22 protein-coding genes and 1 tRNA gene are annotated in these 21,054 nt (G+C 58.4%); 14 read left to right on the plus strand and 9 right to left on the minus strand.

Annotation, left to right across the window (positions count from 1 at the left end):
• Positions 1 to 184, plus strand: a 184-nt coding sequence (locus tag ACR0CR_RS14330) for a hypothetical protein (RefSeq protein ID WP_480600167.1), incomplete at its 5' end; no start/stop codon positions are given.
• A 98-nt stretch (positions 185 to 282) separates the two neighbouring features.
• Here the strand turns inward: ACR0CR_RS14330 and msrQ are convergent.
• Both msrQ and msrP read right to left on the minus strand, forming a co-directional pair.
• The gene (gene msrQ / locus ACR0CR_RS14335) at positions 283 to 897 is read right to left on the minus strand and encodes a protein-methionine-sulfoxide reductase heme-binding subunit MsrQ (protein ID WP_480600169.1); all 615 of its coding nucleotides are present in this window, start codon (positions 895 to 897) and stop codon (positions 283 to 285) included.
• Between the two features lie 4 nt (positions 898 to 901).
• Positions 902 to 1,804, minus strand: coding sequence for a protein-methionine-sulfoxide reductase catalytic subunit MsrP (msrP, locus tag ACR0CR_RS14340; protein WP_480600570.1), 903 nt, complete (start codon positions 1,802 to 1,804; stop codon positions 902 to 904).
• A 343-nt stretch (positions 1,805 to 2,147) separates the two neighbouring features.
• Between msrP and ACR0CR_RS14345 the strand changes: the two genes are divergently transcribed.
• On the plus strand, positions 2,148 to 2,339 hold the full coding sequence (locus tag ACR0CR_RS14345; protein WP_480600171.1) for a hypothetical protein: 192 nt from the start codon (positions 2,148 to 2,150) through the stop codon (positions 2,337 to 2,339).
• A 104-nt stretch (positions 2,340 to 2,443) separates the two neighbouring features.
• Here ACR0CR_RS14345 and clpB read toward each other — a convergent pair whose 3' ends face one another.
• Together clpB and ACR0CR_RS14355 are read right to left on the minus strand one after the other, a co-directional pair.
• Positions 2,444 to 5,062 carry an ATP-dependent chaperone ClpB gene (gene clpB, locus ACR0CR_RS14350; protein ID WP_480600173.1) on the minus strand — a complete coding sequence of 873 codons (2,619 nt, stop codon included), beginning with the start codon at positions 5,060 to 5,062 and terminating at the stop codon, positions 2,444 to 2,446.
• A gap of 118 nt (positions 5,063 to 5,180) precedes the next feature.
• Positions 5,181 to 5,486: a hypothetical protein gene (locus ACR0CR_RS14355; RefSeq protein ID WP_480600175.1), complete on the minus strand. Its 306-nt coding sequence runs from the start codon at positions 5,484 to 5,486 to the stop codon at positions 5,181 to 5,183.
• Positions 5,487 to 5,598: 112 nt separating this feature from the next.
• On the opposite strand from ACR0CR_RS14355, the gene pyrF reads away from it, so the two are divergent.
• Positions 5,599 to 6,318: an orotidine-5'-phosphate decarboxylase gene (gene pyrF, locus ACR0CR_RS14360; RefSeq protein WP_480600177.1), complete on the plus strand. Its 720-nt coding sequence runs from the start codon at positions 5,599 to 5,601 to the stop codon at positions 6,316 to 6,318.
• Positions 6,319 to 6,723: 405 nt separating this feature from the next.
• Positions 6,724 to 7,977 (plus strand): DNA polymerase IV, encoded by a 1,254-nt coding sequence (locus ACR0CR_RS14365; protein ID WP_480600179.1) that lies wholly within the window; start codon positions 6,724 to 6,726, stop codon positions 7,975 to 7,977.
• 3 nt (positions 7,978 to 7,980) lie between these two features.
• Here ACR0CR_RS14365 and ACR0CR_RS14370 read toward each other — a convergent pair whose 3' ends face one another.
• Positions 7,981 to 8,841 carry an N-formylglutamate amidohydrolase gene (locus tag ACR0CR_RS14370; protein WP_480600181.1) on the minus strand — a complete coding sequence of 287 codons (861 nt, stop codon included), beginning with the start codon at positions 8,839 to 8,841 and terminating at the stop codon, positions 7,981 to 7,983.
• Between the two features lie 148 nt (positions 8,842 to 8,989).
• Here ACR0CR_RS14370 and ACR0CR_RS14375 point away from each other — a divergent pair.
• Both ACR0CR_RS14375 and ykgO read left to right on the plus strand, forming a co-directional pair.
• Positions 8,990 to 9,064: transfer RNA gene (locus ACR0CR_RS14375), tRNA-Val, on the plus strand.
• Positions 9,065 to 9,155: 91 nt separating this feature from the next.
• Positions 9,156 to 9,281 (plus strand): type B 50S ribosomal protein L36, encoded by a 126-nt coding sequence (gene ykgO / locus ACR0CR_RS14380; protein ID WP_005648635.1) that lies wholly within the window; start codon positions 9,156 to 9,158, stop codon positions 9,279 to 9,281.
• A 102-nt stretch (positions 9,282 to 9,383) separates the two neighbouring features.
• On the opposite strand, the gene ACR0CR_RS14385 is transcribed toward ykgO, so the two are convergent.
• Positions 9,384 to 9,827, minus strand: coding sequence for a GFA family protein (locus ACR0CR_RS14385; RefSeq protein WP_480600183.1), 444 nt, complete (start codon positions 9,825 to 9,827; stop codon positions 9,384 to 9,386).
• Between the two features lie 218 nt (positions 9,828 to 10,045).
• On the opposite strand from ACR0CR_RS14385, the gene ACR0CR_RS14390 reads away from it, so the two are divergent.
• The 3 genes from ACR0CR_RS14390 to ACR0CR_RS14400 all read left to right on the plus strand — a co-directional run bounded on the left by ACR0CR_RS14390 (position 10,046) and on the right by ACR0CR_RS14400 (position 12,248).
• Positions 10,046 to 11,062 carry a Fe(3+) ABC transporter substrate-binding protein gene (locus tag ACR0CR_RS14390; protein ID WP_480600185.1) on the plus strand — a complete coding sequence of 339 codons (1,017 nt, stop codon included), beginning with the start codon at positions 10,046 to 10,048 and terminating at the stop codon, positions 11,060 to 11,062.
• 116 nt (positions 11,063 to 11,178) lie between these two features.
• Positions 11,179 to 11,733: a helix-turn-helix domain-containing protein gene (locus ACR0CR_RS14395; protein WP_480600187.1), complete on the plus strand. Its 555-nt coding sequence runs from the start codon at positions 11,179 to 11,181 to the stop codon at positions 11,731 to 11,733.
• On the plus strand, positions 11,730 to 12,248 hold the full coding sequence (locus ACR0CR_RS14400; protein ID WP_480600189.1) for an N-acetyltransferase family protein: 519 nt from the start codon (positions 11,730 to 11,732) through the stop codon (positions 12,246 to 12,248). The genes ACR0CR_RS14395 and ACR0CR_RS14400 overlap by 4 nt, the downstream gene beginning before the upstream one ends.
• A gap of 209 nt (positions 12,249 to 12,457) precedes the next feature.
• Here ACR0CR_RS14400 and ACR0CR_RS14405 read toward each other — a convergent pair whose 3' ends face one another.
• From ACR0CR_RS14405 to ACR0CR_RS14415, 3 genes are all read right to left on the minus strand, one after another.
• A complete protein-coding gene (locus ACR0CR_RS14405) occupies positions 12,458 to 13,702 on the minus strand; it encodes a molybdopterin molybdotransferase MoeA (protein WP_480600191.1) in 1,245 nt (414 codons plus the stop codon).
• Positions 13,703 to 13,816: 114 nt separating this feature from the next.
• Entirely contained in the window at positions 13,817 to 14,005 is a 189-nt protein-coding gene (locus ACR0CR_RS14410; protein WP_480600193.1) for a hypothetical protein, read from the minus strand.
• Positions 14,006 to 14,079: 74 nt separating this feature from the next.
• Positions 14,080 to 14,334, minus strand: a complete 255-nt coding sequence (locus ACR0CR_RS14415) for a BolA family protein (protein ID WP_480600195.1) — start codon at positions 14,332 to 14,334, stop codon at positions 14,080 to 14,082.
• A 107-nt stretch (positions 14,335 to 14,441) separates the two neighbouring features.
• Between ACR0CR_RS14415 and ACR0CR_RS14420 the strand changes: the two genes are divergently transcribed.
• The 5 genes from ACR0CR_RS14420 (at position 14,442) to ACR0CR_RS14440 (ending at position 21,009) form a co-directional block, all read left to right on the plus strand.
• On the plus strand, positions 14,442 to 15,068 hold the full coding sequence (locus ACR0CR_RS14420) for a J domain-containing protein (RefSeq protein WP_480600196.1): 627 nt from the start codon (positions 14,442 to 14,444) through the stop codon (positions 15,066 to 15,068).
• A 99-nt stretch (positions 15,069 to 15,167) separates the two neighbouring features.
• The gene (locus ACR0CR_RS14425; protein WP_480600198.1) at positions 15,168 to 15,929 is read left to right on the plus strand and encodes a hypothetical protein; all 762 of its coding nucleotides are present in this window, start codon (positions 15,168 to 15,170) and stop codon (positions 15,927 to 15,929) included.
• 232 nt (positions 15,930 to 16,161) lie between these two features.
• Positions 16,162 to 17,148 (plus strand): cobaltochelatase subunit CobS, encoded by a 987-nt coding sequence (gene cobS / locus ACR0CR_RS14430; RefSeq protein WP_480600200.1) that lies wholly within the window; start codon positions 16,162 to 16,164, stop codon positions 17,146 to 17,148.
• A gap of 121 nt (positions 17,149 to 17,269) precedes the next feature.
• Positions 17,270 to 19,147, plus strand: coding sequence for a cobaltochelatase subunit CobT (cobT, locus tag ACR0CR_RS14435; RefSeq protein ID WP_480600202.1), 1,878 nt, complete (start codon positions 17,270 to 17,272; stop codon positions 19,145 to 19,147).
• A 71-nt stretch (positions 19,148 to 19,218) separates the two neighbouring features.
• Complete coding sequence (locus tag ACR0CR_RS14440) at positions 19,219 to 21,009, plus strand: aminopeptidase P family protein (protein WP_480600204.1); 1,791 nt, start codon at positions 19,219 to 19,221, stop codon at positions 21,007 to 21,009.
• Positions 21,010 to 21,054: the final 45 nt, after the last annotated feature.

Consider the following 21,054-nt stretch of genomic DNA (forward strand, 5'->3'; position numbering starts at 1 on the left):
CCCAGTCTCTCCCGAGCGTCCCACCGTCTCTCCGATGCGTCCGCGCCGTTCCCAGCGCCCCAACAACAACCTCAGCTGCGCCGGTGAAGGGCGTTCTAAGTATAACGCTTCCGGACCGCAAGAAGAAAAATCGGAAAATGGCAAAAAATCACGTACTTTATATTTTTATAAATTGAATCAATGACTTTGCTTCGCAACCAGCGACCACTTGGGCTTTAAATCGTCAGGCATTTTCTCGGGAAACAGGTTTTGCACAAGCTTACCCACAGACTCGGGGCCGGATCACGTGGAATCGGCTTGCCTCCACCGAGTCAGGAAGGCTGCAAACGGAACGCGCAGTGCCAGCAAACCACAGATCACTGCCAGATAGAGCAGAGGTTCAATCTGGAACCCTTTGGCCTGCATGACATAATGCACGCCACCCAGAATAGCTGCGGGATAAACAAGGCGCTGCAAACTGCGCCATCGTGAACCCAAACGCCTAACGGACATGTTGTTCGACGTGGCAACAAGCGGAATCATCAGGACGAAGGCCGCCATGCCCACAGTGATATAAGGTCGCTTAACGATGTCTGCCCAAATCTGGCTGGGAATCTGCACGTCCAGGACCAACCAAACCAACAAATGCAAGCTGACATAGACAAAGCTCAGCACACCCAAAGCGCGGCGGAACTTGAAAAGGTTTAATCCCACAAAGCGGCGTAGGGGTGAAACAGCCAGAACACTGATCAGAAGTTGAATCGCCAGTTCGCCATACCGATGCTCCAACGCCTCGATCGGATCGACGCCTAAACCGCCGGTCAGGCCAAGATAGAAGAGCCACAGGGCAGGAAGCACCCCCAATAGATAGACGGCCCAGACGGGGATATGGCGGAGTATCCGGTTAATGGTCTGCATGCGGTCAGTAGTATTTCGACAAATCCATGCCTTCGTAAAGGCCCGCAACCTCGGTCTCATAGCCGTTATACATCAGCGTCGGAATACGTTTCGAGAACAACCCCCCGCCAATCGTGCGTTCGGACGCCTGCGACCAGCGTGGATGGTCAACATTTGGGTTCACGTTGCTGTAAAATCCGTATTCACGCGCGTTGGCCATATTCCAACTGGTCGGCGGCTCTGTATTAGTCAGCGTAATCCGAACAATCGATTTGATCGATTTGAATCCGTATTTCCACGGCACCACCAGCCTTAAAGGCGCTCCGTTCTGGTTCGGAATTGGCCGATCATAGATACCTGTGGCCATAATGGTCAGCGGGTGCATCGCTTCGTCCAACCGCAGACCTTCGCGATAAGGCCAATCCAACACCGGATATTGAACGCCGGGCATTTCGTCGGGTCGGTACGCCGTTTCGAAAGCCACATATTTTGCGTCTTCCTGCACACCCGCCATGTTCAGCAAGTCCGCCAGTTCAAAACCGTTCCACGGGATGACCATCGACCACGCCTCGACGCAGCGGAATCGGTAGATGCGCTCCTCCACCGTCATCTCGGACATAATGTCCTGGAAGTCATACTCGCCCGGACGGTCTACCAACCCGTCGATCTTGACGCTCCACGGTTCAGTGACCAGCGTGTGGGCGTATTTAGCCGGGTCCTCCTTGCGGGTGCCGAACTCATAATAGTTGTTGTATGACGTGATTTCTTCCCAGCTGTTGGGTTCCAGTGCCTCTTCGGCGGCCCCTTTCTGCGCCAGACCAGCCAGTCCGACACCCGCAAGCCCGGCCATGACCTGCCGCCGGTTCAGAAACGCCAACCGGGGGGTTACGTCGGCATGTGTCAGTGTGTTGGTCCAGCGATGCGCCATTAAAGTCTCCGTCATCCTTATTTCTCAGCCAGCAAGTAATGCGGTCTTAGCACAGGACCAAGGCAACATGCGTCACGTTTGGGCGACGAGGCTGTAACGTTTGAGCGTCGCAAAGCGGTCGTTTGCCCTGCGCGACTATTCTGAACGGGGTGCCTTTCCCTGAGTTTTGAGCGTTTTTGACGCCAGAACCTAGCGTCAAGTACGCGATTGATGCTGGCCATAAAGCCAAACCGAGGCGTAAGTTTCATGATACGACGCAAAGGGACGGACCAATCGGAAGCTGCCGATTGATGACATGGAATGCGTCGGGACAGAACGTATACAGGTTTGGAAAGGACGAACGATGAAGATGAAGATGGCCGCTGGTCTTTCGCTGGTGCTGTTTGTTGCAGCTTGCGGTGAAAAAGAGACCTACCCGATCACCGGTTGTGACGCGAATGAGCAATTCCCGATCACATGTGAAGACATCGGTGAGGGCAGCCAACAGAAGGATTCCAACGCTCAGGACCTGAACGCTCTGCCCACCGGCGCGTAACTTCCGAACTTGATCGTCAGATTACATGTGATCTGGCTATATGGTATGAAAAAGCCCGCCGGACCGGCGGGCTTTTTTGGTTTTGCGCCTGTACGCGACGTCCGTCAGTGGACGACGGCGTCATCCGGGCGGGGCCGATCCGAGGTGCCCAACCGGTCACCAATGATCAAACCGTCGGCACCGGCGGATACTGGAACAGCTTCGCCATCCTTGATCTCACCAGCCAGCAGCGCCTCGGCCAGTGGGTTCTGCAAAGCGCGTTGGATCACGCGTTTCAACGGGCGGGCCCCGAAGACCGGGTCATAGCCTTCGTTGGCCAGCCATTCCTTGGCACCGCCGTCCAAAGCCAGTTCGATCTTGCGGGCGGCCAGACGTTTCTGCAAACGCGCCATCTGGATATCGACGATACCATCCATATCGGCCCGCTTGAGTCGGTCAAAGATGATCGTCTCATCCAGACGGTTCAGGAATTCCGGCCGGAAATGCGCCCGGACCGCATCCATCACATCCCTCCGTGCCTGCGCGCTGTCCGCCCCTTCGGGCAGTTGGCTGAGCGCCTGTGATCCAAGGTTCGACGTCAGGATGATCAGCGTCTGCTTGAAATCCACGGTGCGACCCTGACCATCGGTCAGAACGCCATCGTCCAGAACCTGCAACAGCACGTTGAACACATCCGGGTGCGCCTTTTCGACCTCATCAAACAGCACGACCTGATAGGGCCTGCGCCGCACGGCTTCGGTCAGCACACCGCCTTCATCATACCCGACATAGCCAGGAGGGGCACCGATCAAACGGGCGACCGCGTGTTTCTCCATGAACTCAGACATATCGATGCGCACCATCGCGTTGTCGTCGTCGAACAGGAAGTTCGCCACAGCCTTGGTCAGTTCGGTCTTACCCACGCCGGTCGGGCCGAGGAACAGGAACGAGCCCAACGGGCGGTTCTCGTCGTTCAAACCGGCGCGCGCACGGCGCACAGCATTGGCGACGGCGGTGACGGCGGCATCCTGCCCGATCACGCGGGAATGCAGATCGTCTTCCATCCGCAGCAACTTCTCGCGTTCCCCTTCCAGCATCTTGGCGGTTGGAATACCGGTCCAACGTTCGACCACGGATGCGATCTGTTCCGGTCGCACCGTTTCCTCGGCCATCATGGCGTTGCTTTCGGCGTTTTCCGCCTCGGTCAGCTGTTTCTCAAGCTCGGGGATGATGCCATAGGACAGCTCACCCGCCTTCGCCAAATTGCCTTCACGCTTGGCGATTTCCAGATCAGCACGGGCTTTGTCGAGCTGTTCTTTCAGATCACGCGCGCCTGCCAGCTTGTCGCGTTCAGCCTGCCATTGGGCGGTCATCTCGGCGGATTTCTCCTGCAGGTCGGCCAGATCCTTTTGCAAGGTTTCCAGACGATCCTTGGAGGCCGCATCGTCCTCAAGCTTCAGCGCTTCTTCCTCGATCTGCATTTGCAAGATCTGGCGATCCAGCTGATCGAGCTCCTCGGGCTTGCTGTCCACCTCCATCCGCAGACGCGACGCCGCTTCATCGACAAGGTCGATGGCTTTGTCGGGCAGGAACCGGTCGGTGATATAGCGATGCGACAAGGTCGCCGCCGAGACCAACGCCGAGTCCGAGATGCGCACGCCATGGTGCAGCTCATACTTTTCCTTGATGCCGCGCAGGATGCTGATCGTGTCCTCGACCGTGGGCTCCTGTACCATCACGGGTTGGAACCGGCGCGCGAGGGCCGCGTCTTTTTCGACGTATTTGCGGTACTCATCCAGCGTAGTCGCGCCGATACAGTGCAGCTCACCCCGGGCAAGCGCAGGCTTGATCAGGTTGGCGGCATCCATCGCGCCGTCGGATTTGCCCGCGCCGACCAACGTGTGCATCTCGTCGATGAACAGGATGATCTCACCGGCGGCGTCGGTTACCTCGGTCAGAACCGCCTTGAGGCGTTCTTCGAACTCACCGCGATACTTCGCCCCAGCGATCAGCGCGCCCATGTCGAGCGCGAGCAGCTTCTTGTCCTTCAGGGATTCCGGCACGTCACCATTGATGATGCGCAGGGCCATGCCCTCGGCAATCGCGGTTTTACCAACGCCGGGTTCCCCGATGAGAACCGGGTTGTTCTTGGTTCGACGCGACAGAACCTGCATCGAGCGACGGATTTCCTCATCCCGCCCGATGATAGGGTCAATCTTGCCTTCAGCCGCAGCCTCAGTCAGATCGCGCGCATATTTCTTGAGCGCGTCATAGCCCTCTTCCGCCGAAGCGGTGTCCGCGGTGCGGCCCTTACGGATATCATTGATGGCTTCGTTCAGTTTCTGAGCAGACACGGCCCCGGCCTCCAAAGCGTCCTTGGCTTTGGATTTGACCATGCAGAGCGCCATCAGCACCCGTTCCACGGGCACAAAGCTATCGCCCGCCTTGGTGGCGATCTTTTCGGCCTCGTCCAGAACCTTGGCGGTCTGGCCATCCATGTAAATCTGGCTCGCGTCGCCGCTGACCTTCGGGATTTTCCCCATCGCGGCATCCAATGCCTCAACCACGCGGTTCGGCGCGCCGCCCGCGCGGGTGATCAGGTTGCTCGCCAGCCCCTGATCGTCATCCATCAATGCCTTGAGTATATGTGTGGGCTCCAGCCTCTGGTGCCCCTCGCGCAGCGCAATGGTCTGCGCCGCCTGCACGAATCCCCGTGCCCGCTCCGTGAACTTGTTCAAGTCCATGTCGTTCTCCTTCGTCTCAAGCGCCCCTTATGATCTGCGCCCGCTTGGCGGCACGCGAGGGTTGGGGCCTCACATTCAATCTGGGAAATATCTTCGAAGGTTCAAGAGCCATCGTAGATTATCTGCGTGGCACGGAATAGACCGTGTAACCCCCTGTTTCCGCCACCTGTCGAGCGGTATTCATGTCCACCAACGAGACGGCCGCATCACTGCCGGTCGGACAGGATACCAAGTCCGCCGCATCGTCCAGAAAATCAATTGTGAACGCCGTTTCTCCGGTCAGCTGGCAATCATCATCAGTGGCGCGATATCCACCAACGAACCTGAGATCATCATTCGGCGGCACAACCGCTGGGACCGGGGTCTCGGACGGCGTTTCCTGACACGACATCAGTAAGAAACATGGCACGACAAGCTTTTTCATTTTGTCCCTTTCAAAGAATAGCGGAACCTTATCACAGAACCTGTGCACTGCATGGACAGATGCGCGCGAACCCGCTAGGACGCAGACGTTTGCCATAAACGGAGCCCGCCCCATGTCCGATGACCGCCTGATCGTAGCCCTCGATGTCCCGAACGCCCTGCAGGGGCTGGCCATGGCCGAACGGCTGGGGGACGCCGTGTCGTTCTACAAGATCGGGCTGGGCATGCTGACCGGTGGCGGGTTGGCGCTGGCTAATGAGCTGAAACAGGATCACGGCAAGCGGATCTTTCTGGACATGAAGTTGTTTGACATCGGCAACACGGTGGAAAATGCGGTGCGGGGATTGGCGCAGTTCGATCTGGACTTCCTGACCGTGCATGGCGACCCGCATGTGGTGCGGGCTGCCAAAGAAGGGGCGGCGGGTAAGGACCTCAAGATTCTCGCCGTGACCATCCTGACGTCTCTGAACCGCGACGACTTGGATGCAAGCCTTTTGAAAGAGGGCGACGTGCAGGAGCTTGTTGTGGAACGCGCCGCCAAAGCGCTTGAGGCCGGGGCAGATGGCGTCATCGCCAGCCCGCAAGAGGCCGCACTGATCCGTGCCCTGCCCCAGGCCGAAGGTCGTTTGATCGTAACCCCGGGTGTGCGCCCCGCTGGCGCTGAGCTTGGAGATCAAAAACGTGTGGCAACGCCCGCCAACGCGATTGCCGACGGTGCAGATCATGTGGTGGTGGGTCGCCCGATCTATCAGGCGGATGACCCGAAAGCCGCGGTTGAGGCGATTCTGGCCGAACTGTCTTCGCCTCAGGCCGCCATGCCCAACCGGGCTTAATGCCACAAAATTAGTCATGCGTTTCCGGCCGCCAACTTTGGTCATCGGGTAGGAAATCTGTCCGAAGCGACCCAAATTTTTACGCCAACCAGTTGACCTTGCGTCAATTTTTGGAGTTTCCGCGCCATTTTGTCCCTGTGCCTCAAAGCACACATGAAAAACACGAGTTATGAATGCGTCCGCTTGACCCTACCGAATTCCTCGATTTTGAGCGACTCTAAGGACGAGACACTCCCCGACGGACCGCTTCTTCCTGAGGTTCGTTACCTTCCCCCCGCAGCTGCGGGGGGTCTTCTTTTCGAAGGCGAAAATCCTAAGGCCGGTCTATTTCAGGGCTTTTGTTCCACGTCAGAGCTTGTGTAAAAATGAGTGCTCATCTGATCCAAGGAATTCGGAACTTGCCGCATGCCCGGTCTTTGCCGAGATTGCCTGACCACTTTTTCTGATCAAAAGCGTTGCCCGTCCTGTGGCAGCCCAAGGGTGACGATCCATCCCGAGCTATTTGACCTTAGAATTGCGCATATGGATTGCGATGCGTTCTATGCCTCGGTCGAAAAGCGCGACAATCCGGATCTGGCCGACAAACCGGTGATCATTGGCGGCGGCAAACGTGGCGTGGTGTCGACCGCCTGTTACGTGGCGCGCATTCGGGGCGTTCGATCCGCGATGCCGATGTTCAAAGCCCTAAACCTGTGTCCAGACGCCGTAGTGATCAAACCGCGCATGTCTGTCTATGCCGAGGTCTCTCGCCAGATCCGGGCGATGATGGACGAATTGACCCCGGATGTGGAACCTCTCTCGCTGGACGAAGCATTTATGGACCTCTCCGGAACGCAACGGCTGCACGGAGCGCCGCCCGCCGTAATGTTGGCGCGTCTCGTGAAGCGTATGAAGGACGAGTTGGGTCTGACCGGGTCCATCGGTCTGAGTCACAACAAGTTTCTGGCCAAGGTTGCCTCGGACCTCGATAAACCGCGCGGATTTTCCGTCATCGGTAAGGCGGAAACCGCCGATTTTCTGAACGACAAACCGGTGCGCTTGATCTGGGGGATTGGCCCTGCCGCGCAAGAATCGCTGGACCGAGCGGGCATTCGTACCTTTTCGGACCTTTTGCGCTGGGATCAGGAGGCGCTAACCGCCCGATTTGGCGCGATGGGGTACCGGTTATGGCACCTTGCACGCGGTCAGGACAAACGGCGTGTCTCGGCCCATGAGCCGATGAAATCCATCAGCAACGAGACCACGTTTTTCGAAGACACTGCGAATCTGGACATTCTGGACGGGCATCTGTGGCGCATGGCCGAAAAGGTCGCCGACAGGGCCAAGGCCAAGGGTCTGGCCGGTCGGGTGGTAACGCTGAAGCTCAAACGGGCCAACCACAAGATTATCACCCGCAGGGTTTCATTGCGCGACGCGACCCAGATCGCCGACCGCATTTATCGCACAGCGCGAGGTCTTTTTGACCAAGTCGGCGATCAGGGACCTTACCGACTCTTGGGATGCGGATTGTCCGATCTGTGCCCCGCCCAGGACGCGGATGTGTCAGGTGATCTGCTGGATCCGGGTGCTTCGCAGCGATCGCAGGCTGAAAGGGCAACCGACGAAATCAGAAAACGGTTCGGCACGGATGCAATCGTGAAAGGGCGCGCGCTGAGGTAGCGACTATTCTGCCGCCAACCGGGCTGGTTCAGCACCTATTCCTGCGATCTCGGCAATTACCGATCGCAGGATATTGCGGAACGCCTCAAAGTCCCCACTCGGCTGAATGGTGGCTTCGTTCATGTACAACGAACGGTCAATCTCGATCTGAACTGCGTGTTGATGACGTGCAGGGCGACCATAGGTTTGCGTAACATAGGCGCCGGCAAAGGGCGCGTTGCGCACCACCTTCAGGCCCGCTTGCGCAAAGGCGGCTTCGATCTGGTCTACGATCACGCCGGAAGCGGCAGCCCCAAATCGATCGCCAAGTACCACTTCGGGATGCTTGCCACTCCCGGTTCCGGCCATCGCAACGGCCTCGTGCGGCATGGAGTGACAGTCGATCAGAATCGCCTGCCCGAACGCATCATGCGACTCGGCCAACAAGGATTTCAGACGGGTATGATACGGGCGCCAGTAGGTGTCGATGCGCAGCCGCGCCTCGTCCATGGTCAGCTTACCGCTGTAGATTGCACGCCCGTTGGCGACAACCCGAGGGATCACCCCCAGGCCCGACGCGACCCTGGGATTGTGCCCGTGCCGACGCGCCCCTTCGATCAGAGCCGGGTCCAACTCGTCTGCGCTGCGGTTCAAATCCAGATATGCACGCGGCATCGCTGCGGAAATGAGCGGCGCGCCGCAAGATGCGGCCGCGTCAAACAGCTGATCGACATAGGCATCTTCGGATGATCGAATCATGTTGCGGTTCAAAACGGAACGCTGCAACAACGAAGCCGGATAGATTCGCCCGCTATGTGGCGAAGAGAATATCACGCAGGAACTGCGGTCCGCGGGCATATCCAGGGCATAGGCTGCGTTGGGCATGGGTTCTCCTTGTTCGGGTTGAACATAGACCGGAAAATAGTTCTTCCAAACCCCTTGATCCCCCTAACGACTCCTTTTATAGACCCCGCTACCGGCGCGGAGTTCCGCGCCCCATTTCGTTGTGGGGCAGGGCACGCAAAGGTTTCATGGGCGGTTAGCTCAGCGGTAGAGCACTTCGTTGACATCGAAGGGGTCACAAGTTCGATCCTTGTACCGCCCACCATGAATTCACTGTTCCGGGTTTCCGGGGCACCCGATTAACCCAGGCGCTGGCCACGTCTTTGATGAAGGCGCCGCAGATTGGAGACAGACCCATGAAGGTCAAGAACTCGCTCCGCTCGCTCAAGAACCGGCACCGTGATTGCCGGGTTGTGCGTCGCAAAGGCCGCGTCTACGTGATCAACAAGACGCAGCGCAAGTTCAAAGCTCGCCAGGGCTAAGAACGCCGCATACCAAATCCAAAAGCCGCGCCATCGAGCGCGGTTTTTTCTTGGTCGTCTGCACTTTTCAGATGCACACTGTGATTGTTGAACTTGTACCCATCACTGGTCGTTCGGTGCGGCGCCAAGAGCGGCTCGCGCCGTCGCGCTAACGCGGTCAAGTTCATCCGTTATGTGAAGCCAGGACAAGCGCTCCGCCTCGTGCGCGTGCACGCTTGGTGGCAGGTCCTCTGCCTGGTCAATGACGCCAATAGGGACATATACCTGGTTCGGAAGATAGTCGTAGCGCCCCGTGAGCGATGATCCGCAAGCCCCGCAAAACGTTCTGGTGACGCCCGGATTGACGGTGACACGCTGCCCTTCGTTCGGCTCGAACGCAATCGCGCCTTCGTCAAAGGCAGCAAATGCTGCAACCGGCCCGCCGGTGGATCGCCGACAATCATCGCAGTGACAATATGCGACCGTCAGTGGATCGCCTTGGCTATGAAACGTAATCGATCCGCAGTAACACCTGCCGGTAATTCTCGTTGTTGCGCGATCTGGCATGGGTTCACCGTCAATATGCCTCCAATGCTCAGCATGGCGGCGATGCCTTTTGTCCAACAACTACACATCAATTTCGCGGGTTTGCGCAAGCACTCAGTGGGTCGCGACCATTTGACCGACTAATTTTGTCGGAATTTCTTGCATCCCCCTCAGAATCGTTTAATTGACCAAATCAGTCGGGTTATTGCCCGACACGAATTTCAATGTTGGGACACATGATGCTGAAATCCTCTACTTGTATCGCCGCCGCTCTGACGGCCCTGATCGCAACGTCCGTTGCCGCCGAAGGCGAGCTGAACCTGTACTCATCGCGCCACTACGACACTGACGAGCGCCTCTATTCCGATTTTGAGGACGCCACCGGCATCACCATCAACCGGATCGAAGGCAAAGCCGACGAACTGATCGCGCGGATGGAGGCCGAAGGCGCAAATTCGCCGGCCGATATTCTGCTGACCGTCGATACCTCGCGGCTGGCGCGCGCCAAAGAGGCCGGTATCCTGCAGTCTGTCGACAGCGCAACTTTGGAAGAGCGTATCCCCGCAAACCTGCAAGACGAAGACAACCAGTGGTACGGATTCTCGCAGCGCGCGCGGATCATCTTCTATGACAAGGCAGAGGTCGCGAACCCGCCAGCGACTTATCTGGACCTTGCCAAGCCGGAATATGAAGGTTTGGTCTGTATCCGTTCGTCCAGCAATACCTACAACCAGACCCTGCTGGCCTCGATCATCACCAACCACGGTGCCGAGGCCGCTAAGAAATGGGCCGAAGGCATTGTCGCCAACATGGCCCGCGACCCACAAGGCGGTGATACAGACCAACTGCGCGGTATCGTTTCTGGTGAGTGCGAGATTGCGGTTTCGAACTCGTACTACTTCGCCCGCGCCCTGCGTAAGGATGTCAAAGGCCTGAGCGCAGATATCGACATGATCGGTGTGCAGTTCCCCTCGCAGGATGCAGAAGGTGCGCATATGAACCTGTCCGGTGCTGGCGTTGCGGCCCACGCACCCAACAAGGACAATGCGGTCAAATTCCTGGAATACCTGGCCAGCGATCAGGCGCAGGTCTATTTCTCAAACGGCAACGACGAATTCCCGGCTGTTCAGGGCGTGGCGCTGGCTGACAATGTCGCCGCGCTGGGTGAATTCAAAGCCGACGAAGTGAACCTGTCCAAGGTCGCCAAGAATATCCCCGAAGCTCAGAAAATCTTCAACGAGGTTGGTTGGAAGTAATCTACTGAGGCAACAGAGTTTGAATGGGCGCTGGTTTCCGCGCCCATTTTTTTCTTGAGAATCCATCGGATTTGAGAGATATTCCCATATACAGGAGATTTTCTCTTATCTGAACTATGCTCGACAACCTTTCACACCGCCTTGCTGCCCGCCTGAACGAACTTCGCCACGATCGGGGCTGGTCCCTGGATCAACTGGCCGAACACAGCGACATCAGCCGCGCCACCCTGTCCCGCATGGAAAAGGGTGAGGTGAGCCCAACCGCCGAGACGCTTGGTCGGTTATGCGCCGCCTATGGTCTTCCGATGTCGCGGCTGTTGATGATGGTTGAAGACAGTTTTGATGCGCGCGTTCCGACGGATCGGCAACCTGTGTGGCGCGATCCTGAAACCGGTTTCACGCGCTGCTCTGTCTCACCTCCCGCGCATGGCTTAAGCGGAGAAGTATTGGAAGGATACCTGCCTCCTGACACCGCCATTTCGTATGACGCGCCGCCAAGGCCCGGGCAGGAACATCACCTGATCATGCTAGAAGGAGAGCTGACCGTGACTGTTGATGACACACCCCACGCTCTGAGTGTCGGGGATTGCCTGCGCTACCACCTTTCCGGTCCGACACGGTTCCAAACACCCTCGACCCATGCGGCGCGCTATCTTCTGGTACTGATATGATCACACGCCTTTCTGAATCCTATTTTGACGAAACACTGGATGATCTGGCGGATATCCTTCACGCCTGCGTGCACAAAGGTGCCAGTATCGGGTTCATCCTGCCGTTCTCAGAACACGAGGCGCGGGCATATTGGCAAGACAAGGTCTTCCCCGGTCTGCAATCAGACGGCCTGGATTTGTTTGTGGCATATGACCGGGGACGCGTGATGGGCACCGTTCAACTGATCCCAGCGGTCATGCCAAATCAACCGCATCGGGCGGACGTAGCCAAGCTGTTGGTTCATCCGGATGCGCGACGTCGCGGACTTGCCCGGCGGCTCATGCAGGCCCTTGAGGCGCGCGCTAATGAACTAGGCCGGACCCTTCTTGTCCTGGATACACGCAGCAGCGATCCGTCGCGGATTCTCTACCAGAATATCGGATTTCAAATCGCCGGAGAGATTCCGCAATACTGCCGCAACCCATTCGAGAATCTCCTCGAACCCACGACATTCATGTATAAATCACTGGCCTAAGCGGTCGCACTTCGGCCGTTCGTAGCAATGCAATGGTCGCATCCGTGGGCCATCTTTGTGAATGTCGAGGCAGGTTAGCACGGCAAACAGGATGTGATCGACGGGGCATCTTCGGCGACAAGGATTATTCCCTGGCCATGCGAACACACCCGCTTTCATTGGGATTGGACGGGATCAGGAACCGGCAGGTTCGGCATTTGCATCGCGGCTCAAAACCGCAGGAAAGGCAGACGATGTCCGGCTGGCAAGGCCGCGGTTTCGGCGGGGATCACGGCAAGACCATCGGCCTGCGCCAGCAAGGCGACCCTTCCGCTGTAGGACGGGTCCATCAGATGCAGACGCACGGTGCCATCGGGGTTAGTACCGTCGATTGTGACGGGGCGATATTCTTCGCGCCCGGCGTGACGGACAAGCGGTTCTGACAAAACGGCCTGCTCTGGCGTCTGAGGCGCATGGCGCAACCCCGCGCGACGCGCCATCATCTGCGACCCGATGATTTTCCATGTGACAAAAGCCGAGACAGGATTGCCCGGCAGACCGACATACAAGGCACCTCCACGGCGACCGAACATGATCGGCTTGCCCGGCTTCATCGCGACTTTCATCACATCGGTTTGCCCGCCGATCTTGGTGAAGAGGCGCGGCATGTGGTCCTCATCCCCGACCGAGACGCCGCCCGTGGTGACAATCAGATCGGCACCGCCGCAGGCATCGCGAAGCACCTTTTCCAAAAGTGCCGGGTCGTCCTCGACCGGGCCTATGTCGGTCAGAGCGATCCACGGTTTGTTCAGCAGCGCTCGCAGCATATAGCGGTTCGAGTTGTAGATCTGACCGGGACGCAGCGCCTCGCCGGGTTCGCTCAGCTCGCTGCCGGTGGAAAAGATCGTGACCTTGAGCTTGCGGAAAACCGTGACTTCTCGGTAGCCCGCAGACGCCAACGCGGCGGCCTCGCGCGCAGTGATTTCGCAACCCCGGCGCAGGATCGGAGCACCGGCCTTAAGGTCTTCGCCCGCGCGCCGGATGTGCTGGCCGGGCTTGGGGCGGCGGTCAAATCGGATTGTGTTGGCGATCGTGTCGCAATCTTCCTGCATCAACACGGCATCGAAATCGGCAGGCACCGGTGCGCCGGTGAATATCCGCACCGCGCTGCCCGCTGGCGCGGCATGAGACCCGCTGTCCCCGGCGGCGATACGCCCCGCAACAGGCAATTCATAAAGTGGTCCATCACCCAGATCGTCCGTCCGGACCGCGTAGCCGTCCATCGCCGAATTGTCGAAGGCGGGCATGTCTACCTTGCTGGGGCAATCTTGGGCCAGCACCCGACCAGTGGCCTTAATCAAGGGCAAGGTCTCTGCATCGCGGATCGGATCAGCAACGGACAAGCCACGGGTCAGAGCTTCGGATACCGTCAGGTACATGTCAGCATGACTGTCGCAGGCGCACCCATCAGTCATTTTGGCCTGCCAGATGTTCGAACACCCCGGTTAACCCGGCCTGGCCCGGTTTCAGTGAAACATTCATCTGCCCCTCCGAGGCTTCACGCAACATGCGCGGGGTCTCCCGGCACGTCAGCCAATGCGCCGATTGTGACCAGCCAGCGCGCAGAAGTTATTGTCACGCAATTTGACCGGCAGTTCGCGACCAAAGGACACAAACGGCCGAGTATTGTCCTTGACATAGGTCACTATCCGCTGCTCGGGGTTGATCAGCAATGTGGCCGTCGCAAATTGGGGTCGCAGGGCGGTAGTGATCGTCATAGAGCCGATGTCACGCCTGCCGGGGTAAGGCTTCAATCTGCTCTTGTCCCGCCATCGTTCCCGCCCGCAAATGCTTAGACGTCGATATCCAGTGCCAAAGCGTGAATACGCGGCACGATATCACCAAGCGCAGCATGCACCGCTCGGTGACGCGCGATGCGGGATTGACCGGAAAACGCCTCTGACCGGATGCGCACGTTGAAATGACTTTCACCGCCGTCTTGATACCCGGCGTGGCCGCGATGGCTTTCGCTGTCGTCGATAACCTCAAGCTCGCGCGGGTCAAAAGCGGCCTGCAGCCGGGTGCGGATTTCATCGGTCACGGTCATTTTTCTGCTCAGCGGCAAATTTTTTGCCGCGCCCCTCTTCTACTCTGTGACACTTACGTTAAACTGCTGCCTCCGAGTCGAAAAGACGTGTTCGCAGGAGCAGGCCCATGGTGAAATCAGACCCTTTCGGATTCGATATGTCCGTATCCAGCGCAAAGAAAAAGAAGCCGCGCGGACGTCGGGGCATGTCGGGCGCGTCCGAAACATCGACCCGACTCTGCGATCACCCCGGCTGTGAAGAGGCTGGAAAATTTCGCGCACCCAAAGCGCCGGACGTGTTGGACGATTTCTACTGGTTCTGCCAGCAGCACGTGCGCGAATATAACCAGAAGTGGAACTTCTTCGACGGCACGACCGAGGCCGAGTTGAACGCGCAACGGTCGAAAGACAAGGTGTGGGAGCGTGAAACCAAACCGATGGGTGATCCCGAAGCCCGCGCGTGGGCCCGTCTTGGGATCGAGGACCCGCATCAGGTGCTGGGCGCAAACGGGACGCAGAACAAAGGTCGCACAACGGGTGGAGGCGGCCGCCGCCTGCCGCCGACCGAACGCCGCGCGATCGAGATTCTGGAGGCCAATGACAGCTGGACCAAGGCCGAGGTGCGCAAGGCGTACAAAAAGCTGATCAAAGTGCTGCACCCGGACATGAACGGTGGCGACCGATCTCAGGAAGAACAGCTGCAAGAGGTCGTCTGGGCCTGGGATCAGATCAAGGACAGCCGGAACTTCAAATAAGCGCAGCGCAACGTGTTGACAGCGCGGAATAAGTTTCCAAACTGACAACACGAGGTCGCAGAGGCCTTATCTGGCAGTTTAGTCTCAGGGGCCTGGTCAGTGGGGCGCAAAAAGCAAAAACCTCTTCGGGCCAAACTTACACCGGATCATCCGTTTTTTGAGATTGTCAGCGATGCCTATCGGGTGTTCTCTTACCCCAAACCACAAAGCATCGGGGTATGCGAAGGTTGCTGCATGGACGCGCGGATCGAAGCTGATTTCTTTGCACCACCAATCGAAGAACTGCCGCTGCACTATTTGCAGGATTGGTTCTTTGCCGCCTATGACCCGAACGGCATCTCCAAAACCACATGGGGCTATTTACTGCCAAGGGTGCTTGAAGTGCTGGCCGTGGGGGAAGAGTTGGCGAGTGTCGGCCTCGAAGTCAGTCTGAACCGTTTTGATACCGGAAACCCCGCCAAATGGTCAGAGGAAGAGTGGCAGGTTCTGGACCGGTTTCAACGCGCTTACCTAAAGCGCGAGATTGCGGGAACCGGCGATTATCTGGACGACACTCTGTGTATGTTCTCGCTTGCGGGCTGGTCGCTTGATGACTTGCTGCATCAGGTTGCCGCGACTCCGGATGAGTTGCTTGTCCCGCGGCTCTGGACTGACTGGTGCCGCGGCTGCGTGCCGGGACGTGAGGCCATTTGGATTACTGCATTCTGGAACAGCCCTGAGAATACGAAAGTCTATCAGTTCTATACCTCAAAAGCCTTGTACGACAGGGTTGCGAAACTGGCGCTGGACGACAAAACCCAACCTGACCTAGCGCAAAAAGCCGTGGCCATCGCGCAAGTCATCGAAGATGCAAACAGATAGCGCCAATGTAAGCAGGACATGTTGGCGCGTCGGCCATCCATTAAGACATCAACCAGCGCGGGCGCGCAAAACCGCTTTCGACCGGTCGTTAAGCCACCGATAATACCAGTTTGAAAGAAACCGCAGCCGAAGTCCCGCCACCGGTGTCTTTCCCTTGCCCTTGCCCGCAATATGTTGCACCACACACAGGTTCAAACCCGGCGACGCGGGCCAAAGTATAAGGACAAGGCAGATGGCTGACGGATCGATCGATATCAACGCAAAACCAACCGAGGACATCTCGGTCCGTGAGGTGTTCGGCATTGACAGCGACATGGCCGTCAAAGGCTTTGCCGACCGCAGCGATCGTGTGCCGGTCATTGACCACACCTACAAGTTCGACCCCGAAACGACGCTGGCGATTCTGGCGGGTTTTACTCACAATCGCCGGGTAATGATCCAAGGTTATCACGGCACCGGGAAATCCACCCATATCGAACAGGTCGCCGCTCGTTTGAACTGGCCTGCCGTGCGGGTGAATCTGGACAGCCATATCAGCCGGATCGACCTGATCGGCAAGGACGCAATCAAACTGCGCGACGGCAAGCAGGTAACGGAATTCCACGAAGGCATTCTGCCCTGGGCGCTGCGCAACCCTGTGGCCATTGTGTTCGATGAATACGATGCCGGCCGTGCCGACGTGATGTTCGTGATCCAGCGCGTGCTGGAGCATGATGGTAAGCTGACCCTGCTGGACCAGAACGAAATCATCACGCCGAACCCGAATTTCCGCCTGTTCGCGACGGCCAACACCGTGGGTCTGGGGGACACGACCGGCCTCTATCACGGCACGCAACAGATCAACCAGGCGCAGATGGACCGCTGGTCGCTGGTCTCGACGCTGAACTACCTCAGCCATGATGCCGAGACGATGATCGTGCTGTCGAAAGCCCCGCATTACAATACCGAGAAAGGCCGCAAGACCGTCAGCCAAATGGTAACCGTCGCCGATCTGACCCGGACCGCATTCATGAACGGCGACTTGTCCACCGTCATGAGCCCCCGCACGGTGATCAACTGGGCGCAAAATGCCGAGATTTTCCGCGACGTGGGCTACGCGTTCCGCCTGTCCTTCCTGAACAAATGTGATGAGTTGGAACGTCAGACTGTGGCCGAGTTCTATCAGCGCTGCTTTGACGAGGAACTGCCGGAAAGCGCGGCGAGTGCGAGTTTGGGTTAACCTGCTGAATTGCGCCCGTGCCGGGCGCATTGCCTCCGGCGGGGATATTTTTGGCCAGATGAAGGGGGATCCGGTTTCGCGTTAGGGCGGCGGGTCTGCGCAACACAAAGGGCGTTTGAACATGGTGCAGAAGAACGACAATCCTGCTGATCCGTTCAAGAAAGCCTTGGCCGAGGCCACCAAGGTCATGGCCGACGATCCCGAACTGAACGTAACCTATACGGTTGATCCCTCGGGTATGACGGGTGAATCGATGCGCTTGCCGCAAGTTTCGCGACGGATGACGCGGGAAGAGGTGTTGCTGGCGCGCGGGACGGCGGATGCCTTGGCTTTGCAGCGCAAATACCATGACGATGCGACCCATGCGCGTTATGCGCCTCCGGGCGACATGGCGCGCGATTTGTATGAGGCCATGGAGACCGCCCGGTGCGAGGCGATGGGTGCGCGGGATATGCCCGGCACGGCCTCGAATATCGACGTCAAGATCGGGCATGAGGCGATCCGACGGGGGTATGACCAGTGCAAGCAGCCTGCGGATGCGCCTCTGGCCGTCGCCGCCGGTTACCTGATCCGGCATCTGGCGACGGGGCGGGAAATGCCGCCTGCCGCCGAGAACGTCATGAACCTGTGGCGCGGGTTTATCGAGGAACAAGCCGGGGGTGTGTTGGAAAACCTCGACGAGGTGCTCTCGGACCAGGCCGAATTTGCCAAGTTCGCGCGCCAGATGATCAAGGATCTGGGCTATGGAGACCAGCTGGGCGATGACCCGGATGAGCTGGACGAAGATCAGGAAGATCAGGCCGAGGACGACGCCGAGGAACAGCCCGATCCCGACAGCACCGGGCAGGATGATCAGGACGAACAGGACGCCGACGCCACGCCTGAGCAGAGTCAGGAAGAGCAGCAGGATCAGTCCCAGGCCCAGGTCTCGATGGATGAGATGGCCGATGAAGAAATGGGCGATGAGGCGGAGATGCCCGAGGGCGAGGCTCCGTTGGAGCCCCCTGCCCCGCCGCCTGCATCCGAGGCTGACCCGGACTACAAGGTCTACCTGAACACCTATGACGAAGAGATCGCGGCTGAAGATTTGGCGGAACCTGCGGAGCTGGAACGCCTGCGCGCCTATCTGGACCAACAGCTTGAGCCGTTGAAAGGCGCCGTCAGCCGTTTGGCCAACAAGCTACAACGCCGCTTGCAAGCGCAGCAGAACCGTAGCTGGGAGTTCGACCGCGAAGAAGGCATTCTGGACGCGGGCCGTTTGGCGCGTGTTGTCGCGAACCCGACCACGCCGCTCAGCTTTAAGGTCGAGAAGGATACCGAGTTCCGCGATACAGTAGTGACGCTGCTACTGGACAATTCGGGCTCGATGCGCGGTCGTCCGATTTCCATCGCGGCAATTTGTGCCGATGTTCTGGCGAGAACGCTGGAACGCTGCAATGTGAAGGTCGAGATTCTGGGCTTTACGACCCGTGCTTGGAAAGGTGGTCAGGCGCGTGAGGCGTGGCTGAACGATGGCCGCCCTCAGCAGCCGGGGCGTCTGAACGATCTGCGCCACATTGTCTACAAGGGCGCGGATGCGCCTTGGCGGCGGGCGCGGCCCAATCTGGGCCTGATGATGAAAGAGGGCCTTCTGAAGGAGAACATCGACGGCGAAGCGCTGGAATGGGCGCACCGCCGGATGATTGCGCGGCGCGAGCAGCGTAAGATTCTGATGGTGATTTCAGACGGTGCGCCGGTTGATGACTCTACGCTGAGCGTGAACCCTGCGAATTACCTGGAAAAACACCTGCGCGATGTGATCGCGATGGTCGAGAAGCGCAATATGGTCGAATTGCTGGCCATTGGTATCGGACATGATGTGACCCGGTATTACGACCGCGCCGTGACGATCACGGATGTTGAACAACTGGCGGGCGCTATGACGGAACAACTGGCCGCACTGTTCGACAGCGACCCGCGCGCGCGGGCAAGAGTGATGGGAATGAAGAAGGCCAGCTAAGTCCGGCCTTGCCAATTTGGAGGTTTTCCAAAAACTATTGCGGGCAAATCCCCAGTTAAACGAGGTATGGCATGTTTCAATCCTTCGCAGTGACCGCGCGCCCCGAACAAGGGCCGCCAAGACTGGCGGCTTTGCGGGCCGAGATCGAACGCGAAGGGTTGGACGGGTTTCTTATCCCGCGTGCTGATGCACATCAGGGTGAATATGTTGCCCCTCGCGACGAACGCTTGTCCTGGTTGACAGGGTTCACCGGCTCGGCGGGATTTTGTGCGGCACTTGTCAACGTGGCGGGTGTCTTTATCGACGGGCGATACCGCACGCAGGTCAAGGCGCAGGTCGCATCCGACTTTACGCCGGTCCCATGGCCGGATGTCAGCCTGAGCGCTTGGCTGCGCGACCAGCTGCCTCAGGGTGGCAAGGTTGGGTTTGATCCGTGGTTGCATTCGACCGGTCAGATTTCCTCGACCCGGTCAGAGCTTGAAGGCAGCGGTGTCGAACTGATCCAGTGCGGCAATCTTGTAGATCGGGTGTGGGATGACCAACCAGGCCCGCCCATGAATCCCGTTAAAGTTCATCCCATTGAATTCGCAGGGGAAACGGCACAAAGCAAGATCGACCGGCTGGCTGCCGCCCTGCGCCAGGCCGAACATTCAGCAGCGGTGATTACACTGCCGGATTCGATCATGTGGCTTCTGAATATTCGGGGTTCGGACATCGCGTATAACCCCGTGGCGCATGGGTTTGCCATTTTGCATGCCGATGGCCGCGTTGATCTGTTCATGGCGAAAGAAAAACTGACCGAGGTGCGCGACTATCTTGGCGGTCTGGTTTCGCTTCATGATCCGGAAGAATTTCTGGATGCCCTTGGAACACTTGAAGGCCGTGTTCAAGTCGATCCGGGAACCGTGCCGCAGATCGTTGCGGAGGCGCTCGGTGAAAAGATGACCGATGGCGGTGATCCGTGTGCCTTACCGAAGGCGCGCAAGAACCCCGCTGAAATCGCGGGGACGGCCGAAGCACATCTGCGCGACGCAGTTGCCGTGGTCGAGACTTTGTGCTGGCTGGATGCACAGACTCCGGGAACGCTGAGTGAAACGCAGGTCGTGGCCCGACTGGAAGAGAACCGCCGCCGGGACAATGCGTTGCAGGACATTTCGTTCGATACGATTGCGGGGACCGGACCAAATGGCGCGATCATGCATTACCGGGTCACCGACGAAACGGACTCGCGCTTGGAAAACGGCCATTTGCTGGTGCTGGATAGCGGCGGCCAATATCTGGACGGGACCACCGACATCACGCGCACGATCGCGATCGGAGAGGTTGGTGATAACGAAAAGGCCTGCTTTACCCGCGTTCTCAAAGGCATGATCGACCTGTCTATGCTGCGTTGGCCTGTGGGTCTGGCTGGACGGGATATCGAGTGCGTTGCCCGCCTTCCGATCTGGGCTGCGGGACAGGATTTCAACCACGGCGTAGGCCATGGCGTCGGCACCTATCTCAGCGTCCACGAGGGCCCGCAGCGTCTTTCGCGCATCAGCCACGTGCCGCTTGAACCGGGCATGATCCTGTCCAACGAGCCGGGGTATTACCGCGAGGGCTCCTTTGGTATCCGGATAGAAAACCTTGTCGTCGTGCAAGAGGCACCGCCGCTGCCTGGCGCGGATCCCGAACGTGCCATGCTGACTTGGCGGACACTCACATATGTGCCCGTTGACCGTCGGTTGGTTGTGACCGACATGTTGACGCATGAGCAGCGCAACTGGCTGAACGCCTATCACCGTGACGTTGCGGAAAAAATTCGCTCAAGGCTAAGCGCTGAGGCGCAACTGTGGTTGGATGAAGCGACCGCGCCGATCTGACATCGGTCTGTTACAAGCAATTGGCAGAACGTTGGGCCTTGGCCC

The organism is Ruegeria sp. AM2 (assembly GCF_056540685.1).